Origin of the sequence: Glutamicibacter protophormiae (genome assembly GCF_016894325.1) — a bacterium.
GTDB classification, from domain to species: domain Bacteria; phylum Actinomycetota; class Actinomycetes; order Actinomycetales; family Micrococcaceae; genus Glutamicibacter; species Glutamicibacter protophormiae.
The window spans coordinates 395,603-412,794 of sequence record NZ_CP069806.1 but is presented as its reverse complement, the minus strand read 5'-3'; the positions used below and the strand labels follow the sequence as shown (position 1 = coordinate 412,794).

General features: G+C 67.5%; 16 protein-coding genes. 11 read left to right on the top strand and 5 right to left on the bottom strand.

What is annotated here, in order from left to right:
- Positions 1-33: 33 nt before the first annotated feature.
- The 5 genes from pcaH (at position 34) to pcaC (ending at position 4,169) form a co-directional block, all read left to right on the top strand.
- Positions 34-867: a protocatechuate 3,4-dioxygenase subunit beta gene (pcaH, locus tag JQN66_RS01990; protein WP_204676443.1), complete on the top strand. Its 834-nt coding sequence runs from the start codon at positions 34-36 to the stop codon at positions 865-867.
- Positions 868-1,446: a protocatechuate 3,4-dioxygenase subunit alpha gene (gene pcaG / locus JQN66_RS01985; RefSeq protein WP_204676442.1), complete on the top strand. Its 579-nt coding sequence runs from the start codon at positions 868-870 to the stop codon at positions 1,444-1,446.
- Positions 1,447-1,569: 123 nt separating this feature from the next.
- Entirely contained in the window at positions 1,570-2,973 is a 1,404-nt protein-coding gene (locus tag JQN66_RS01980; RefSeq protein ID WP_204676441.1) for a lyase family protein, read from the top strand.
- Positions 2,955-3,752 carry an alpha/beta fold hydrolase gene (locus JQN66_RS01975; RefSeq protein ID WP_204676440.1) on the top strand — a complete coding sequence of 266 codons (798 nt, stop codon included), beginning with the start codon at positions 2,955-2,957 and terminating at the stop codon, positions 3,750-3,752. Before JQN66_RS01980 ends, JQN66_RS01975 begins: the two co-directional genes overlap by 19 nt.
- Positions 3,753-3,767: 15 nt before the next feature.
- Positions 3,768-4,169, top strand: a complete 402-nt coding sequence (gene pcaC, locus JQN66_RS01970; RefSeq protein WP_204676439.1) for a 4-carboxymuconolactone decarboxylase — start codon at positions 3,768-3,770, stop codon at positions 4,167-4,169.
- 78 nt (positions 4,170-4,247) lie between these two features.
- Here the strand turns inward: pcaC and JQN66_RS01965 are convergent, their stop codons facing one another.
- Positions 4,248-5,393, bottom strand: a complete 1,146-nt coding sequence (locus tag JQN66_RS01965) for a hypothetical protein (protein WP_204676438.1) — start codon at positions 5,391-5,393, stop codon at positions 4,248-4,250.
- A 114-nt stretch (positions 5,394-5,507) separates the two neighbouring features.
- Here JQN66_RS01965 and JQN66_RS01960 point away from each other — a divergent pair, with 114 nt between their 5' ends.
- Positions 5,508-6,479 carry a D-2-hydroxyacid dehydrogenase family protein gene (locus JQN66_RS01960; RefSeq protein ID WP_204676437.1) on the top strand — a complete coding sequence of 324 codons (972 nt, stop codon included), beginning with the start codon at positions 5,508-5,510 and terminating at the stop codon, positions 6,477-6,479.
- 85 nt (positions 6,480-6,564) lie between these two features.
- Here JQN66_RS01960 and JQN66_RS01955 read toward each other — a convergent pair whose 3' ends face one another.
- The 4 genes from JQN66_RS01955 to JQN66_RS01940 all read right to left on the bottom strand — a co-directional run bounded on the left by JQN66_RS01955 (position 6,565) and on the right by JQN66_RS01940 (position 10,634).
- Complete coding sequence (locus JQN66_RS01955) at positions 6,565-7,848, bottom strand: sodium/glutamate symporter (protein ID WP_204676436.1); 1,284 nt, start codon at positions 7,846-7,848, stop codon at positions 6,565-6,567.
- Between the two features lie 5 nt (positions 7,849-7,853).
- Entirely contained in the window at positions 7,854-8,792 is a 939-nt protein-coding gene (gene hutG / locus JQN66_RS01950; RefSeq protein WP_204676435.1) for a formimidoylglutamase, read from the bottom strand.
- The gene (locus JQN66_RS01945) at positions 8,789-9,523 is read right to left on the bottom strand and encodes an IclR family transcriptional regulator (protein WP_204676434.1); all 735 of its coding nucleotides are present in this window, start codon (positions 9,521-9,523) and stop codon (positions 8,789-8,791) included. The genes hutG and JQN66_RS01945 overlap by 4 nt, the downstream gene beginning before the upstream one ends.
- Positions 9,524-9,947: 424 nt before the next feature.
- Positions 9,948-10,634: a phosphatase PAP2 family protein gene (locus JQN66_RS01940; RefSeq protein ID WP_204676433.1), complete on the bottom strand. Its 687-nt coding sequence runs from the start codon at positions 10,632-10,634 to the stop codon at positions 9,948-9,950.
- Positions 10,635-10,699: 65 nt separating this feature from the next.
- On the opposite strand from JQN66_RS01940, the gene JQN66_RS01935 reads away from it, so the two are divergent.
- From JQN66_RS01935 to JQN66_RS01915, 5 genes are read left to right on the top strand one after another with little or no spacing between them, the layout of a single operon-like run.
- Positions 10,700-11,158, top strand: coding sequence for a 23S rRNA (pseudouridine(1915)-N(3))-methyltransferase RlmH (locus JQN66_RS01935; protein ID WP_204676432.1), 459 nt, complete (start codon positions 10,700-10,702; stop codon positions 11,156-11,158).
- A gap of 47 nt (positions 11,159-11,205) precedes the next feature.
- Entirely contained in the window at positions 11,206-11,694 is a 489-nt protein-coding gene (locus JQN66_RS01930) for a hypothetical protein (protein ID WP_204676431.1), read from the top strand.
- Between the two features lie 12 nt (positions 11,695-11,706).
- Positions 11,707-12,171 (top strand): hypothetical protein, encoded by a 465-nt coding sequence (locus JQN66_RS01925; RefSeq protein ID WP_204676430.1) that lies wholly within the window; start codon positions 11,707-11,709, stop codon positions 12,169-12,171.
- On the top strand, positions 12,164-12,457 hold the full coding sequence (locus JQN66_RS01920) for a transcriptional regulator (RefSeq protein WP_204676429.1): 294 nt from the start codon (positions 12,164-12,166) through the stop codon (positions 12,455-12,457). The genes JQN66_RS01925 and JQN66_RS01920 overlap by 8 nt, the downstream gene beginning before the upstream one ends.
- 39 nt (positions 12,458-12,496) lie before the next feature.
- Positions 12,497-17,161, top strand: a complete 4,665-nt coding sequence (locus tag JQN66_RS01915) for an ATP-dependent helicase (protein WP_204676428.1) — start codon at positions 12,497-12,499, stop codon at positions 17,159-17,161.
- Positions 17,162-17,192 lie beyond the last annotated feature (31 nt).

Sequence of the window (17,192 nt, the reverse complement as noted above, 5' to 3'; positions counted from 1 at the left end):
ACACCGCCCACCAAACCCGAAAGGAGCCCACCGATGAGCACCCAGACCGCACCGGACGAGTCCTTCGAGAACGCCCATGTCCTGGATCCCGCCGCGTCCACCGCGTCGCAGGAGGACATCAGCACCGAAATCCGCGACATCCACGAGGCCTACCGCCAGCAGGTGCTGGCCGGGGCCAAGGAGGAAACCCAGCCGCGGGTCGACTTCGTGCCCTACCGTTCCTCGCTGCTGCGCCACCCGACCAAGAACCTGCACCACACCGACCCGGAAACCATCGAGCTGCACTCCCCGGCCTTCGGCCAGCGCGACGTGCACATCCTGGAATCGGACCTGACCATCCAGCACAACGGCGAACCGATCGGCGAGCGCATCGTCGTGGCCGGCCGGGTGCTGGACGGCGACGGCCGCCCGGTGGCGGGCCAGCTGATCGAGGTCTGGCAGGCCAACGCCGCCGGCCGCTACGTGCACAAGCGCGACCAGCACCCGGCCCCGATCGACCCGAACTTCACCGGCGTGGGCCGCGCGATCACCGGACCGAACGGCGAATACTCCTTCACCACCATCAAGCCGGCCCCGTACCCGTGGAAGAACCACCACAACGCCTGGCGCCCGGCGCACATCCACTTCTCGCTGTTCGGCACCGACTTCACCCAGCGCATGATCACCCAGATGTACTTCCCGGGCGATCCGTTGTTCGCCCTGGACCCGATCTACCAGGCGATCACCGACCAGAAGGCCCGAGACCGCCTGGTCGCGACCTACGACCACTCGATCACGAGCCACGAATGGGCCACCGGCTACAACTGGGACATCGTGCTCACCGGCAGCAACCGCACCTGGATGGAAGACGAAGAGGGGGACCACTAAATGGCACAGGCACCTGAACTGAAGCTCGTCCCGACCCCGGGACAGACCATCGGCCCGTTCTACGGCTACGCGCTGCCCTTCGAGAAGGGCGGCGAACTGGTCAACCAGGCCCACCCTGCCGCGGTGCGCCTGCACGGCGTGGTCTACGACGGCAACGGCGAGGTCATCCCGGACTCGCTGCTGGAAATCTGGCAGGCGGACGAGCACGGCAACGTGGCCTCGGCCGACGGTTCGCTGGTCCGCGACGGCTACACCTTCACCGGCTGGGGCCGCGTACCGGTGGACAACGTGGGCCACTACACCTTCACCACGGTGAACCCGGGCCCCACCGAGGAGGGCAAGGCCCCGTTCATCATGCTCACCGTCTTCGCCCGCGGCCTGCTCAACCGCCTGTTCACCCGCATCTACCTGCCGGAGGACACCGAAGCGCTGGCCAATGACCCGCTGCTGGCCTCGCTGCCCGAGGACCGCCGCAAGACGCTGATCGCCGCCCGCGAGGAGGACGGCTCGCTGCGTTTCGACATCCGCCTGCAGGGCGAGGACGAAACCGTGTTCCTGTCCTACCCGCGCGAAAGCTGAAGACAAGAAGAGAAACTGCCCCGCTAGGGTGGAAGCTGCAGGTGCCCGCGCACCGCGGCTTCCCGCCCCGGCGGGGCGCCCTACGTAGTACCCTTGGCCGCAGTGCCGAAGTGAGGTTGATCGATGACTAATGCCGACTACGGGGTGCTCAACCCCGTCTGGGCCGGCGGGGCCGGTGCCCGGCTGGCCGATGACGCGGCGTTCGTGCAGGCGATGCTGGATGTCGAGGCCGCCTGGGTGCGGGTGCAGGCGGCCGCCGGGTTGTGCACGCCGGCGCAGGCCGCCGCCGTGGACGCAGTGGCCCGGGCGGAGCGCTACGACCTGGCCGAACTGGCGCAGCGCACCCCCGACGGGGCGAACGCGCTGATCCCGCTGCTGGGCATGATGCGCGCCCGGCTGGCCGAGGACGGCGCCCCGGCAGGCTCCGGCGCGGCGCTGCACCGCGGCGCCACCAGCCAGGACATCATCGACACCGCGCTGATGCTGCTGCTGGCCCGCGGCACCGGGGCATTGCTCGACCGCCTGCGTTCGGCCGCCACCGGGCTGGCGACGCTGGCCCGCGAACACGAGACGACCCCGTGCATCGCCCGCTCGCTGACCCAGCATGCGCTGCCCACCACCTTCGGCTGGAAGGCCGCATCCTGGCTGTCCGCACTGGTCGCCGCCGGCCGCCGGCTCGAGGAGGTGGCCGCCGCGCTGCCGCTGCAATGGGGCGGCGCGGTGGGCACGCTGGCCTCGCTGGAGCAGTTCCTGTCGACTTCCGACAGCACGGCGGACAGCGCACAGCTGGCCGCGCGGCTGGCCTCCGAGCTTCAGCTGGCCGACCCGCAGGTTCCCTGGCATACCAACCGCGTGCCGCTGCTGCAGACCGGCGCCGCGCTGGGCGCGGTGATCGCCGCGCTGGGCACCTTCGGCACCGACGTGCTCACCGCCTCCCGTCCGGAAATCGGCGAACTGTCCGAACCGCGCGAGGCCGGCAAGGGCGGGTCCTCCGCCATGCCGCAGAAGCAGAACCCCGTGCATTCGCTGCTGCTGCGCACCGCGGCGCTGGGCGCCCCGGGCCTGGTCTCCACCCTGTTCACCGCCGCGGGCACCGCCGCGGACGAACGCCCGGACGGCGGCTGGCACGCCGAGTGGCCTGCGCTGCGCGAACTGCTGCGCCTGGCCGCGGGCGCCGCAGAGCACGCCGACGTGCTGGCCAACGGGATGGTCGTCAACGAGCCGGCGCTGGCCCGCAACCTCGCCCTGGGCGGGGACGCGGTGCTCTCCGAGCGCATCGCCACCGTGCTGGCCCCGGTGATCGCCGGCGGCAAACCCGCCATCCAGAAACTTGTGCTGCGTTCGCTCACCGACGGCATCGGCCTGCGCCAGCTGCTGCGCCTGGAGATCTCCCACGCGGACCTCTCCGACGCGCAGCTGGACAGGCTGCTGGACCCCGCCGGATATCTGGGCAGCGCCGTACGCTTCACCCATACCGTTCTTGCCGACTATGCCCTGTGGAAGGAATCATGGCTGTCCCACAACTAACCCCCTCGCTGCTGCACCTCGACGCGTCCCTGCCGACGCTGGTCCTGGGCCCCTCGCTGGGCACCTCCTCGCTGCACCTGTGGGGACCCGCTGTCCCCTACCTGAAGGACAACTTCCAGCTCATTGCCTGGGACCTGCCCGGCCACGGCGAAAGCAAGCCGTCCACCGAGCCGTTCACCATGGCCGAACTGGCCCGGGGCGTCATGAACGCCGTCGACGCGCTGCGCGGCGACGGGGTCATCGGCCAGGACACGGCGTTGTACTACGCCGGCGTCTCGGTGGGAGGGGCCATCGCCCTCCAGTTGGCCAACGACTACCCCGGAGCCTTCAAGGGCCTGTCCGTGGTGTGCTCGGCGGCGAAGATCGGCACCCCGGAGGCCTGGACCGAACGTGCGGAGCTGGTGGCTTCGGCCGGCACCCCGACCATGGTGGTCGGCTCCGCGCAGCGCTGGTTCGCCCCGGGCTTCATCGAGAAGGACGCGGTGACCTCCACCAATTTGCTTCACAACCTGCAGGATGCGGACCGCTTCTCCTACGCCCACGCCTGCGGCGCGCTGGCCGGATTCGACCTGCGTGAGCAGCTGGCGGCCATGACCGATCCGATCCTGGGGCTGAACGGCGCCCACGACCAGGTCTGCCCGCCGGCCGACGCCCAGTTCATCGCCGAGCACGCGCCGAAGGGCGCGGCCGCCATCATCGACACCGTGGCCCACCTGGCCCCGGCCGAGGATCCGGCGGCCACCGCGCGCGAGCTGATCAACTTCTTCACCGCCAACTAGCAAAGGCCCAGCTACATGACTGATTCCCAGCGCCTGCCCGGCGACACCTACGACGCCGGCATGTCGGTGCGCCGCGACGTGCTCGGCAACGAGCACGTCGACCGCGCCAGCAGCACCTCGAACGACTTCACCAACGAATTCCAGGAAATGATCACCCGCTTTGCGTGGGGCACCATCTGGACCCGCGACGGCCTGCCGCGCACCACACGCAGCGCCATCACGCTGACCGCCATGATCGCCGGCGGCTACTGGGAGGAGCTGGAAATGCACGTGCACGCGGCCCTGCGCAACGGCATGACCCCGGACGAGATCAAGGAAGTTTTCCTCCAAAGCGCCATCTACTGCTCGGTGCCCGCGGCCAACGTCGCCTTCAAGATCGGCAAGAAGGTGCTCGCCGAATACGAGGACCCACGGTAGCACCGGGTTCGCCTGAGCACGGCGGCGCCGTCCCGCGCAGAGACAGCCGCAAGCTGTCGCGCGGGACGGCGCCGCTCCTTATGCGCTCTTGCCTGACTGCTCGCTGCGCACCCAGGTGTGCTGCAAGCCCTCATCACCCAGTTCCCAGTCCAGGCTCTCCCCCACGCGCAGCGCGTCATCGGTGAACCAATACGTCTGATCGGGGTTCCACCCCGCAATGAGGCTGGCACGCCCGGCGTCCACCTCGATGATCTCCCCCGCGCAAGCCAGATAGGCGTCGATGCCCAGGTGCACCCCGTCGTAGTCCCCGGCCACAGCCTGCCAGTCTGGCTGGACCCAGAACCCGTCGCGCCCTGTCGTTTCACACCAGTTGCGCCGCATCGTGGCGCTGACCTCCAGCGGGTACCGGCGGCACAGCTGTGCCCAGTGGCCCGGCTCGGTGATGTGGAATACCGGCTTGCGGCATTCGACCTGCAGGCGCTGGACCGTCGCCGCGCTCCAACCCATGCCGTCTTCCACGCAGAGCATGCCGATGGGCGCCCCGTTGTCGAAGGTCCCGAAACTCCGGTACAGCCCACCCGGCGGATCCGACCACCAGCGCCCGCTGGCCAGCGTGTCCACCCCTTCCCGCAGGTCGCCCCTGCGGGAGCGCTCCTTCGCCACGAGCTCTTGGTTCCAGGCCTTCAGCTGGGAGTGCGCGGGTTCCAGCCCCGGTTCCCACTGGCCTTCGGTGCCGTCGCCCGTCCAGGTGATCATCCACTGGTTCTCTGGCGTTGATGCGGCCATCCAGCCCTGGATGATGCCGGTTGATGCGACATGCTCGGCAACCCGCTCCAGTGCTTCGATGATCCGCGGATCCGCCAGCAGGGTGTCCTCGGCATCCGGCGGCTGCCAGTACATGGCCCAATCCACGCTGTCCGCCAGCGCGGAGCGAAGCAGTTCGGGTGTCGCCTCGGGCAGGGGCACGGTGCGGATCATCTGCGCAATCTCGGCAATTGATGCCACGGCTTCCTCTGCGGGGGAATCCTGCGCCTCGGCGATTGTTTCTTCGGCGACCAGGGTGAAACGAGCAACCCCGTCACCGCGCTGCTGCGCCACTTCATAGGACGCGTCGGACACCGCACGCATCAGGCGCTGCGCCTGGGAAGTGCTCCCGGACAGCACGACGCCGCTCAGCAGCCTGCGCCCGCGCCGCCCGGCCAGCAGCGCCTGATTCACGTCCATGGAGGGTCCCTTCCCCGGAAAGTTTCCACCCAGTCTGCCAGACTGCGCGCTGGTCAGCGGAAATACGGAGGAATACTCTCGTATCCCGGCGCCCGTGGTGCTTAGTATTGAGCCATGCGAATTGCCGTCCTCGACGATTACCACGACATCTCCCGCACGCTCGCCGATTTCCAGTCCTTGGCCCAGGAGCTGGACGCCGAACTGAGCGTCTTCACCGAATTCCTGGGGCATGACGACACCGCGGTGCTCGCCGCGCTTGAGCCCTTCGACGTCATCGTCGCGATGCGCGAACGCACGCCGTTTCCGCGCTCCCGGCTGCAGGCCCTGCCGAACCTGAAGCTGCTGGTGACCACCGGGCGGCGCAACGGCTCCATCGACCTCGAAGCGGCCGCGGAGCACGGCATTCTCGTCAGCCACACCGGATACATCGCCACCGACGCCGCCGAGCATACCTGGGCGCTGATCCTCGCGGCGGCCCGGCGCCTGGATGTGGAAATCTTCTCCGCGCAGCGCCCCCTGGAGCACCCCACAAGGTGGCAGAGCACCCTGGGCATCGGGCTGTCGGGCAAGACACTGGGCGTCTACGGCCTGGGCAACCTCGGCTCGCGCGTGGCGAAGATCGGGCTGGCCTTCGGCATGCACGTCATCGCCTACAGCCAGAACCTGACCGCGGAGCGCGCCGCGGAAGTCGGCGTGCGCAAGGTCAGCGAGCACGAGCTGTTCGCCACCAGCGACGTGCTGAGCATCCACCTGAAGCTCTCCGAGCGCAGCACCGGGGTGGTGGGCTCCAAGCAGCTGGCCTGGATGAAGCCTGACGCGATTTTCGTGAACACCTCGCGCAGCAGCATCGTGCAGACCGATGCGCTCATTGATGCGTTGGAGAACGAGCAGCTCTACCTGGCCGCGGTGGACGTCTTCGACGTGGAGCCGCTGCCGGAAGGCGACCGCTTGGCGGCAACCCGCGGGGTCATCGCCACCCCGCACATCGGCTACGTGACGGTGGAGCAGTTCGCCATGTTCTACCAGGACGCCGCCGCGGACATCCGGGCCTGGGCGAAGGGCAAGCCGGTGCGGGTGCTGAACTAGGAAGCCCCGGAAACGGCAGTGCTCACGGGACATCGCCTTCTCGATGTTCCGGGAGCACCGCCGTTTGAAGGGTCGGCCTAAACGGCTAGGCCACCAGGTTCATGCACCATACGATCCACGGCAGCGCCACCAGGTCGATGAGCACCGCGCCGGCCAGCGGCACGATCAGGAACGCCTTCTCCGAGCGCACGCCGTACTTGGCGTTGAAGGAATCCATGTTGGCCAGGGCGTTGGGGGTCGCGCCCAGGCCGTGGCCCATGAAGCCGGCGACCATGGTGGCGGCGTCGTAGTTCTTGCCCATGATGCGGAAGACCACGATCGCGCTGAACAGGGTGATGAACACCAGCTGCACCAGCAGGATGATGGACAGCGGACCGGCGAGGTTCGCCAGTTCCCAGATCTTCAGGCTCATCATGGCCTGGGTCAGGAAGAAGCCGAGGGTCAGCTGGGAAATCAGGTTGGCCGAGTCGTCGTTGATCTTCACCCAGTTGAACTTGTCGTTCAGGTTGCGGAAGATCACCGCGGCGATCATGGCGCCCACGTAGGCGGGCAGCGAGAAGCCGGTCATCTGCGCGATCCAGTCGCCCAGCAGCATGCCCAGCACCATGATGATGCCGATGACCGTGGCGGTGGAAAGGATCGATGAGTAGTTGCTGATCTCGTCGCCCGGCTGCTTGATGGCCTCGTCGAGATCCTCGCCGGTGGCCGGGCCGCCGGCGAATCCGCCGCCGCCGGCAAGCTTCTTCACCCCGTAGCCCACGACGGCCTTTTCGGCCGGGGACTGGGACTTGGCAGGCACCTGGATCTTGTGGCGGTGCATCAGGAAGCTGGCGAGCATGCCGCCGATCAGGCTGCCTGCCACCAGGCCGAAGGTCGCCGAGGCGATGGCCACGGTGGTGGCGCCTTCCACGCCCAGGGACTCGGCGGTCGGGCCGAAGGCCGCCGCGCCGCCGTGGCCGCCTTCGAGGCTGACCGCTCCGGCCATGATGCCCAGCATCGGATCCACGCCCAGCACCTTGGCCATGCCCATGCCGATGATGTTCTGCGCGAAGGCCAGCGTCCAGCAGGCCACCAGGTAGACCAGAAGGAGCTTGCCGCCCTTCTTGATGGTGGCCAGCGAACCGGCCAGGCCGATGGTGGTGAAGAACGCGATCATCGCCGGGGTCTGCAAGGAGGTGTCAAGCGAGATTTCAACGGTCCCGGTCTGGCGCAGGACCAGCACCAGCAGGGCGAAAAGGAAACCGCCGACGACGGGTGCGGGGATGCAGAACTTCTCCAGGAAGGCCACGCGGCGCCGCGCGAATTCGCCGAAGACCAGCAGGATCAGCGCCAGGGCCGCGGTCTGAACCAAGGACAACTGTAATTCCATATATCTTAACCTCGGTTCAAGATCAGGTCATTGAGCAGGCGTGCGCCGGTGCGGGCAGTGCGCTGATCGATGTCAAAGAGAGGGTTGAGCTCCGCAATGTCCGCGTGCTTGAGCTTGCCGCTGCGGGCGGCGGCCAGGACGATCTCGCGGACCACTTCCAGGCTCACGCCGAAGCCGGCTGGGGCGCTGACGCCCGGGGCCACGCTGGCGGGCAGCGCGTCCAGGTCGATGGTCAGGTACAGGTGGTCCACCGAGCCCGCGAAGTTCGCGATGAACTCGTGCACCGCCGGCAGGTTGCCCCAATGGCATTCGGTATCCAGCAGCACCTCGACACCCAGCTCGGCGGCGCGGTCGAAAAGCACCTTGGTGTTGGCCGCCTCGCTGATGCCCACGGCGGCGTAGCGGAAGGGGCGTCCGGCGGCGGCCTGGGCCTTGGCGATCTGCGCAAAACCGGTGCCGGAACTCGGCAGCGGAGCCTCGCGCAGGTCGAAGTGCGCGTCGATGTTCATGATGCCCAGGCTCCAGCTGGAGTCCTCGCCCAGGGCGCGGGCCAGTCCGGCGTAGCTGGCGAAGGTGATTTCGTGGCCACCGCCGAGGCCCACGGTGAAGTGTCCCTCGCGCAGCAGCCGGGCCAGCACATCCGCGAACGCGTCCTGGCCGGCTTCCAGATCCTCGCCGTCAACCTCGATGTCGCCGGCGTCGTAAAGCCTGATCGGTTCGTGCAGCGCGATCGAGGACAGCGCGGCGCGCAGGGCCTGCGCCCCGTCGCGCGCACCCACCCGACCCTTGTTGCGGCGTACGCCTTCGTCGCTGGCGAAGCCCAGCAGCACGGCCCCGGGCTCGGCTCCGTCGGTCCAAGTCTGGATGGTGTTGTGCCAACGTGAATGTTCCGGACCAGGTCCATCGTTGCGTCCGGTCCAGCCGGTTGCCTGTTTCCAGGTCATTTGATTCCTCCACTCAGGCTCAGTGCGGTTTTGCAAGTTTGTTGGATCAGTTCGGCTTGCCGTTCCAGGCTGCGGTGGGCCGGAGCCATCAGGCTCACCACCCCTTGCACGTCTCCATCGATGTCGGTCACCGGAGCGCTGACAGTCCAGACACCCTCTTCGACCTGGGAGAGGCTGACCGCATAGCCGGAGGCTCGGGCCGTGGCGCAGGCGCTGTTGACGTATTGGCGGGTCGCGTCGTCCACCTCGTGGAAGTCGAGGACCGCCGCCCGCTGCTCGGCCGACATGTAGGCCAGCAGCATCGTCGCCGAGGCGCCGAGGGTCAACGGCTGGGTGGTTCCGACCGTGTAGCTGCACCGCAGCAGCTGTGATGAATCAATCGATTCAACACACACCGATTCGGCCCCGTGGGCCACGATGAATGCGGCGAGCTCCCCGGTGTCCTGGGCCAGCTGGCGCAGGTAGGGAGTGACGGTTCCGGAGTCCAGACTGGAGTCCCAGTAGCGTTCGGCAAGCTGCACCGCTGCGGCTCCCGCGCCGTAGTGCCCGGAGGAGGTCTTGTGCACGAATCCGGAGAACACCAGGTGATCCAGCAGGCGGTACACCGAGCTCACCGGAATACCCGTTTCCGTGGACAATTCGCGCACACTTGCCTGCGGAACCTTCGCCAATGCAGAGAGAATCCACAAAACCCGTGCGGTCTGCGATTCAGCCTCTTTCCTTACGTTCATGACACCTTCATCGAGAGGCCGGAGACGGCCGCGAACAACTTCTTGGGTGCGATTCAGCCAACGGGCGGAAGCAGGCACAATGAACCATTGTTCGGTCATGCGCGCGATGAGGACAAATCGGAATTCTCACCGAATGAGAAAGAAGCGCGGTAAATTCTCAGTCGCTGGAACAGGCGGGGGCACGCCTGTTGGCCCCCGAACCCATGGCTCGATTCTCCATTGGATTGTTGAACAATACATTGCATCCCGGGGATCCGCGGACTGACGTGCATGAAGGCGCCGTCTCGGAACCATGAAGGTGCGGAACATCGAGCAAGCCGCCTCAAGACAGCGCATCGCGGGCCAAACTCTTGGCCCGCGATGTCAGAAGTATGTTTGAAGTTAATGTCACATCTGCATGGAGATGTTCAAAGATCTATGAATATCAGCGAATCCTCTTCGATGGAACGAAGAAGTAGTGCAGTACGGCCACGACAGCGGCCCAACCTGCGCCGATCAGCAACCCGACCAAGACATCGGATAGCCAATGGTGGGAAATGTAGATGCGAGATGCGCCCATGGCTGCGACAAAGAGCACCGCAATGCCACCCAGCAGGTAGGCGTAGCGCCTCAACCCGTAGACGATGGCCAAGTAGGCAGCAATGCCGATCAAGGCCGCTGCGTTGAGGGTGTGGCCGCTCGGGAATGAATAGGAGTCCGGAGGCGCAGGTCCCCCGGGAACCCCGTTCGGACGGGCAACCTGCAGTGCCGATTTGAGCACAATGGTCAGCAGCACCGAACCCAGGGCGGTAAAAGCCACGGTCGCCAACGGCCACCAGCTGCGCGACCAGAAACAAATGATGGCAGTCAGGACAACCATGGTCAGGGTCATGCCGGGCGTGGACCCCCAGAGATACAGCCCATAGGCAATCGAATGCCACACGGGGTCCTGGTGCGCCAGCACCCATTGCTCAACCGGCAGGTCAACGTCCGTGGACCAGCCCCCGATCCTGAGTGAGACCAGCATCCGCCGGGTGAAATAAAACAGCGCCACGATGAGCCCAAAGGCGATCCACAACGCCTGCACGCCGCGTGATCGCTGGCCTGGGCGGAAAAACCATGAAGATCGCATGGTCTCCATCGTATCCACAGACCCCTTGCGTTCGCTGTCCGTCGGCCATGCGGAAGAATGGAACCATGACAATCAAGGTGTTGGCCGTCGGCAAGAAGCATGAGTCATGGGTGGACGAGGGAATCTCCCGCTATGAGAAGCGGTTGAAGAAACCCTTCGACCTCTCATGGCAGCTGCTCTCCCACTCTTCGCGGGAAAACGATGCGGCGCGTACCGAGGAGTCGGCCCGCATCCTGGCCAAGATCGATGACCGCGACTTCGTCGTGCTGCTCGACGAGCGCGGGAAGAACGTCGATTCCCCCGCGCTGGCCAATACCCTGCGCACGCCCATCGATTCCTCCCGCAATGTCGTGATCATCATCGGCGGCGCCTACGGCGTGGACCCGACCGTCCACGCGCGGGCGAACTTCACGTGGTCATTGTCCAAGCTGGTGTTCCCGCACCAACTGGTGCGCTTGATCCTCACCGAGCAGCTGTACCGCGCGCAGGACATCTTGGCAGGCGGAAAGTACCACCACATTTAAATTTCCACATCCTCTTGACTTTCCAGCAACGGAGGGAAAGACTTTCCATGATGGAAAGTGAGGTTTCGATGGGTTCGGAAGATTCTCGACTTGTTCCCTCAAGTGAAGCATCCAGGGCTTTGTCAGATGCAGTCCAGCACTCAGAAAAGATGCTCGCAACCAGTGAATCCTCGATGATTTTCGGGCTGGGTATTGTCGCAATCATGTCGACGCTCGTCAGCCTCAGAGATGGTTCCTCAGGCACCTCGCTACTGTGGATCTCCGCATTGTTTGTGCCGCTGCTGCTCTGGCAATGGGCCAGGCAACGCAGACGCGCCAAACCCCGGACCGCGCTCAAAGGTTCCGGGCGCTATGGGCTGCATTTCTTGGCTTCGTTGATGCTGATCCAGTGCCTCCTTCTCTGGACGGCCCAGACCGGATGGGAAATCGGTGCGAAGTGGATCGTTTCCTTCAGTATCTTATGGGTCGGGTTCACCCGCATGCAGTCGGCTCTGGATGAGGACCGCGTTCGGGAAGGCCAAGAACAACTGGCATAGAAAGGAGCTTCGATGTCCCTGGAAGAAACCGAGTCTTCAAAGTCCGAGGCCGCGGCAATGCTGGCGGCCGCGCACAACACAGCCACCGCGAGCGCAGAGCAAAGTGAACCGCCGCGATACTTCGTGGTCTTGGCGTCCATGGTGTGCGCAGTGAACTTTTCGATGTTCGGGGTCGTCGACCAGGTTCTCTGGTACTGGTTGCTCCTGCTCTTCGTGCCGCTGGGATTCTGGTTCTTTGTCGAAAGGCGTCAACGTCCCAAGTCGCGCATTCCGCTCCGGCATTCAGGGAAATACATGCTCGCGGTCCTGGGTTTGATGCTTGCCGCTCAGATCAGCCAGTTTTGGATCCCTGAAGGCCCCGCGCTCGTCGCGGCCAAGTTCGCTGCGCTTCTGGCAGTTTTCTGGGTAACGTTGTCAATCATGCGACGAGAATCGATCACGAATCGCATTTACGACGGGCAAGAGCGCAGTGCCTGACCCAGCAATTTTCAACGAGCTGATCCATGCCCCGATACGGCTGCGCATCTGTGCCAGCCTTGCTCCGGTGCAGTGGGCCGAGTTTTCCCACCTGCGCGAGAACCTGGGTATCACCGATTCGGTGCTCAGCAAGCACCTCAAGCAGCTCACCGACGCCGGATATGTGGAGGTCGAACGCTTCGCCAAGCTCGGCCGCAGCCACGTGCGCCTCTGCTTGAGCAAGGAAGGCCGCCGGGCCTATGTGGGCCATCTGGCGGCGCTGCGTAAAATCACCGAGGGCGAATAAGCCGTCCAGCTGTCCGTGCCAGAACGTAGGATCGATTCCATGAGCGATGTCCTTACCCGCTTCGGCGCGGCCACCCGGAAGTGGTTCACCGACGTCTTCACCGAGCCGACCACCGCACAGGTCGGCGCCTGGACATCCATCTCCGAGGGAAACCACACGCTGGTGATCGCCCCGACCGGCTCCGGCAAGACCTTGGCGGCTTTCCTCTGGGCGCTGGACCGGCTGCACCACGCGGAACTGGATGCCCCTGCCCTGCCCGGAATGGACCAGGACAGCGACCATCCGGCGGGCACCGGCACCAAGGTGCTCTATATTTCGCCGCTCAAGGCCCTGGGCGTGGACGTGGAACGCAACCTGCGCTCCCCGCTGGCCGGCATCCGCGCCACCGCCCACGAGCTGGGGCTCTCCCAACCCTCGGTTTCGGTGGGCGTGCGCTCGGGCGACACCCCCGCTTCCGAGCGCCGACAGCTGCTGCGCAATCCCCCGGACATCCTGATCACCACCCCCGAGTCGCTGTACCTCATGCTCACCAGCAAGGCGCGCACCACGCTGTCCCAGGTGCATACGGTCGTCATCGACGAGATCCATGCGATCGCCAACTCCAAACGCGGCACCCATCTGGCGCTGTCGCTGGAACGGCTGGATGCCCTGCTCGCCGCCCCGGCGCAGCGCATCGGCTTGTCCGCCACCGTCGAGCCGCCCGAGGAGGTCGCGCGCTTCCTGGCCGGATCCGCCCCGGTGCACACCGTGCGGCCGGAATCCACCAAGCAGTGGGAGCTTGAGGTGCGGGTTCCGGTCCAGGACATGACCGACCTGCCCTCCGCGGCGGCCGCCCACGACCTGGGTCCCGGTTCCTCGCCGGCCGCCGCGGCCAGCATCTGGCCGCACGTGGAGAACCAGCTGGTGGACCTGGTGCTGGCGAACCACTCGACCATCATCTTCGCCAACTCCCGGCGGCTGGCCGAACGGCTGACCGGCCGGCTGAATGAAATCTATGCCGAACGCGAGGGCTTCGCGGTTCAAAACCCGCTGTCCTCCTCCCCCGCGGTGATGATGGCTCAGGCCGGCTCCACCGCGGCTGCGGATCCCGAGGCGCCGCTGCTGGCCCGCGCCCACCACGGCTCGGTGTCCAAGGACGCCCGCGCGGCGATCGAGGAGGACCTGAAGCTCGGCCGGCTGCGCGCTGTGGTCGCCACCAGCTCGCTGGAACTGGGCATCGACATGGGGCTGGTCGACCTGGTGATCCAGGTCGAATCCCCCAATTCCGTCTCCTCCGGGCTGCAGCGCGTGGGCCGCGCCGGGCACCAGGTCGGATCCGTCTCCCAGGGCATCTTCTTCCCCAAGCACCGCGCCGACCTGCTCTCCACCGCGCTGGTCGTCACCCGCATGCGCGACGGCAAAATCGAGAAGATGGCCATCCCTGCCAACCCGCTGGACGTGCTGGCGCAGCAGACCCTGGCGGCGGTGGCCATGGAGGACCTAGAAGTGGAGGCCTGGTTCGACACGGTCCGGCGCGCAGCCCCGTACCAGCAGCTGCCGCGCAGCGTGTACCTGGCCACGCTGGACATGCTGACCGGCAAATATCCCTCGGACGAGTTCGCCACGCTCAAGCCGCGCATTGTCTGGGACCGGGATGCCGGGGTGCTCTCCGCCCGCCCCGGAGCCCAGCGGCTGGCGGTGATCTCCGGCGGCACCATCCCGGACCGCGGGCTGTTCGGCGTCTTCCTGGCGGGGTCCGAGGACGACAAGGCCCCCAAGCGCGTGGGCGAGCTGGACGAGGAGATGGTCTACGAATCCCGGGTGGGCGATATCTTCGCGCTGGGCGCCACGAGCTGGCGCATCGAGGACATCACCCACGACCGGGTGCTGGTCACCCCGGCCTTCGGCCAGCCCGGCAAGCTGCCCTTCTGGCACGGCGACGGGCTGGGCCGCCCGGTGGAGCTGGGCGCGGCGCTGGGCGAATTCACCACCGACCTGCTGGCCCGCGATCGTTCCGAGGCCGCCGCGGTCCTGGGCGCCGGCGGGCTGGATCCCTTCGCCGCGCAGAACCTGCTGAACTACCTGGGCGAGCAGCGCGAGGCCACCGGGCAGGTGCCCAACCACCAGACCTTCGTGGTGGAGCGCTTCCACGACGAGCTGGGCGACTGGCGGGTCATCCTGCATTCGCCTTTCGGCCTGGCGGTGCACGCCCCGTGGGCGCTGGCCGTCGGCGCGCGGGTGCGCGAACGCTGGGGGCTGGACGCCTCCGCGATGGCGGCCGACGACGGGATCGTGCTGCGCATCCCGGCCATGGACGACGAGCCGCCCGGGGCGGAGCTGTTCGCCTTCGAGGCCGACGAGATCGTGGACGTGGTCACCGGGCAGGTGGCCAACTCCGCGCTGTTCGCTGCGCGCTTCCGCGAATGCGCGGCCCGCGCGCTGCTGCTGCCGCGCATCAACCCGACCAAGCGCACCCCCTTGTGGCAGCAGCGCCAGCGCGCCAGCCAGCTGCTGGATGTGGCCCGCAACTACCCGGATTTCCCGATCATCCTGGAAACCGTGCGCGAATGCCTCAACGACGTGTACGACCTGCCGGCGCTCACCGGGATCCTCTCCCGGGTGTCCTCGCGCGCCATCCGGCTGGTGGAGGTCACCACGCAGCTGCCCTCGCCCTTCGCGCAGTCGCTGCTCTTCGGCTACGTGGCGCAGTTCCTCTACGAATCCGACGCCCCGCTGGCCGAACGCCGGGCCGCGGCGCTGAGCCTGGACCCGGTGCTGCTGGGCGAGCTGCTGGGCCGCAACGACGTGCGCGAGATCCTTGATTCGCAGGTCATCGCGCAGCTGGCCGCCCAATTGCAGCATCTGGACCCGAAGCGGCGGCTGAGCGGCATGGAAGGGGCCGCGGACCTGCTGCGCCTGCTGGGCCCGCTGACCGCCGCGCAGCTGGCGCAGCGCCTGCGCGACCCCGCCGATGACCAGGCGCCGCTGGCCGAGGCGGCGGCCCGCGCGCACGCCGAATCCCTGGTCGCCACCCGGCGCGCGTTCGCCCTGCGCCTCGGCGGGCAGCTGGCCTACGCGGGCATCGAGGACGCCGCCAAGCTGCGCGACGCGCTGGGCACCCCGCTGCCCACCGGCATCCCCGCCGCCTTCCTGGAGCCCGCCGCCGGGCCCATCGAGGACCTGGTTTCGCGCTACGCCCGCACCCACGTCCCGTTCACGCTCACCGAGATCTCCGGGGCGCTGGGCCTGGGCGTGGCGGTGCTGCGCCCGGTGCTGGATGCCATGACAGCCGCCGGACGGCTCGCGCTGGGCGCCTTCCGCCCGGTGGAGCTGATCCCCGAAGGCGTGGGCGGGGACGAGTACTGCGACGTGCAGGTGCTGCGCACCATCCGCACCCGTTCGCTGGCGGCCCTGCGCGCCGAGGTGGAGCCGGTGGACCAGCCGGCCTTCGCACGCTTCCTGCCGGCCTGGCAGCAGGTCGGCTCCCGGCTGGAGGGCAGCGAGGGGGTCTACGAGGCGGCGATGCAGCTGGCCGGGGCAGAGATCCCGGCCTCCGCGCTGGAGTCCTTCGTGCTGCCCGCCCGGCTGCCCGGCTACCAGAGCGCCTGGCTGGACGAGCTGACCAGCGCCGGGGACGTGCTCATCTGCGGCGCCGGCGCGGCCGGAGGCAAGGACGGCTGGCTCTCGCTGCACACCGCCGAGCATGCCCCGCTGAGCCTGCCGGTCCCGGATCCCGCGCCGCTGGATGCGCTGGCCCGCAGGGTGCTCGAATCCTTCGACCCGACCGGGGCGTACTTCGTGCAGGAGATCGCCGCGCGCATCCATCCCGGCGAGGGGCGCCCGCCGGGCGAGCAGGAGATCACCGAGGCCTGCTGGCAGCTGTTCTGGGCCGGGTTCATCTCCCCGGACACCCTGGCGCCGGTGCGCGGCTACCTGGCCGGCGGGAGCACCGCGCACAAGATCGCCAAGCCCGCCCCGCGGGCCCGTGCCGCGAGGCTGAACCGGCTCTCCGGGCTGACGCGCATGGCCCGCGAACAGGGCGGGGTGCATACGCGCAGCACCCGGGGCTCCGCGCGCTGGGCCCGCTTGCCCGAGCCGGTGCAGGATCCGACCATCGCCGCGCACGCCACCGCGGAGATCATGCTTGAACGCTACGGGGTGCTGACCCGCGGTTCGGTGGCCGCCGAGGCGGTGCCCGGGGGCTTCGGTCAGCTCTACCGGGTGCTGTCCAAGCTGGAGGAGGCAGGCCACGCGCGCCGCGGCTACTTCATCGAAAAGCTGGGCGCCGCGCAGTTCTCCACCTCCAACACCATCGACCGGCTGCGCGGCTTCGTGCTGCCCGATGGCCCGCGCCGCCAGCCCGAAGCCATGGTGCTGGCCGCCACCGACCCGGCCAACCCCTACGGCGCAGCGCTGCCGTGGCCGGCCACGCAGACCGGGCACCGCCCCGGGCGCAAGGCAGGGGCCATCGTGGGAATGCTGGATGGCGAACTGGTGCTGTACCTTGAACGCGGCGGGCGCACCGTGCTGGCCTTCGGCGAGCCCAGCGGCGAGGCCTGGGCGCTGCTGGCGGCCCGGCTGGTCACGGCACTGCGCCGGGCCACGGTGGACAAGATCGCCATCGCCACGGTCAACGGCGATCCGGTGCAGGAACACCCGGCGGCCGCGGCGCTGCTGGGCGCCGGCTTCTACTCGACCCCGCAGGGCATCCGCTTCCGGCGGTAGCCTGGACACCCCGGTGCCTTCCCCGGCGTCC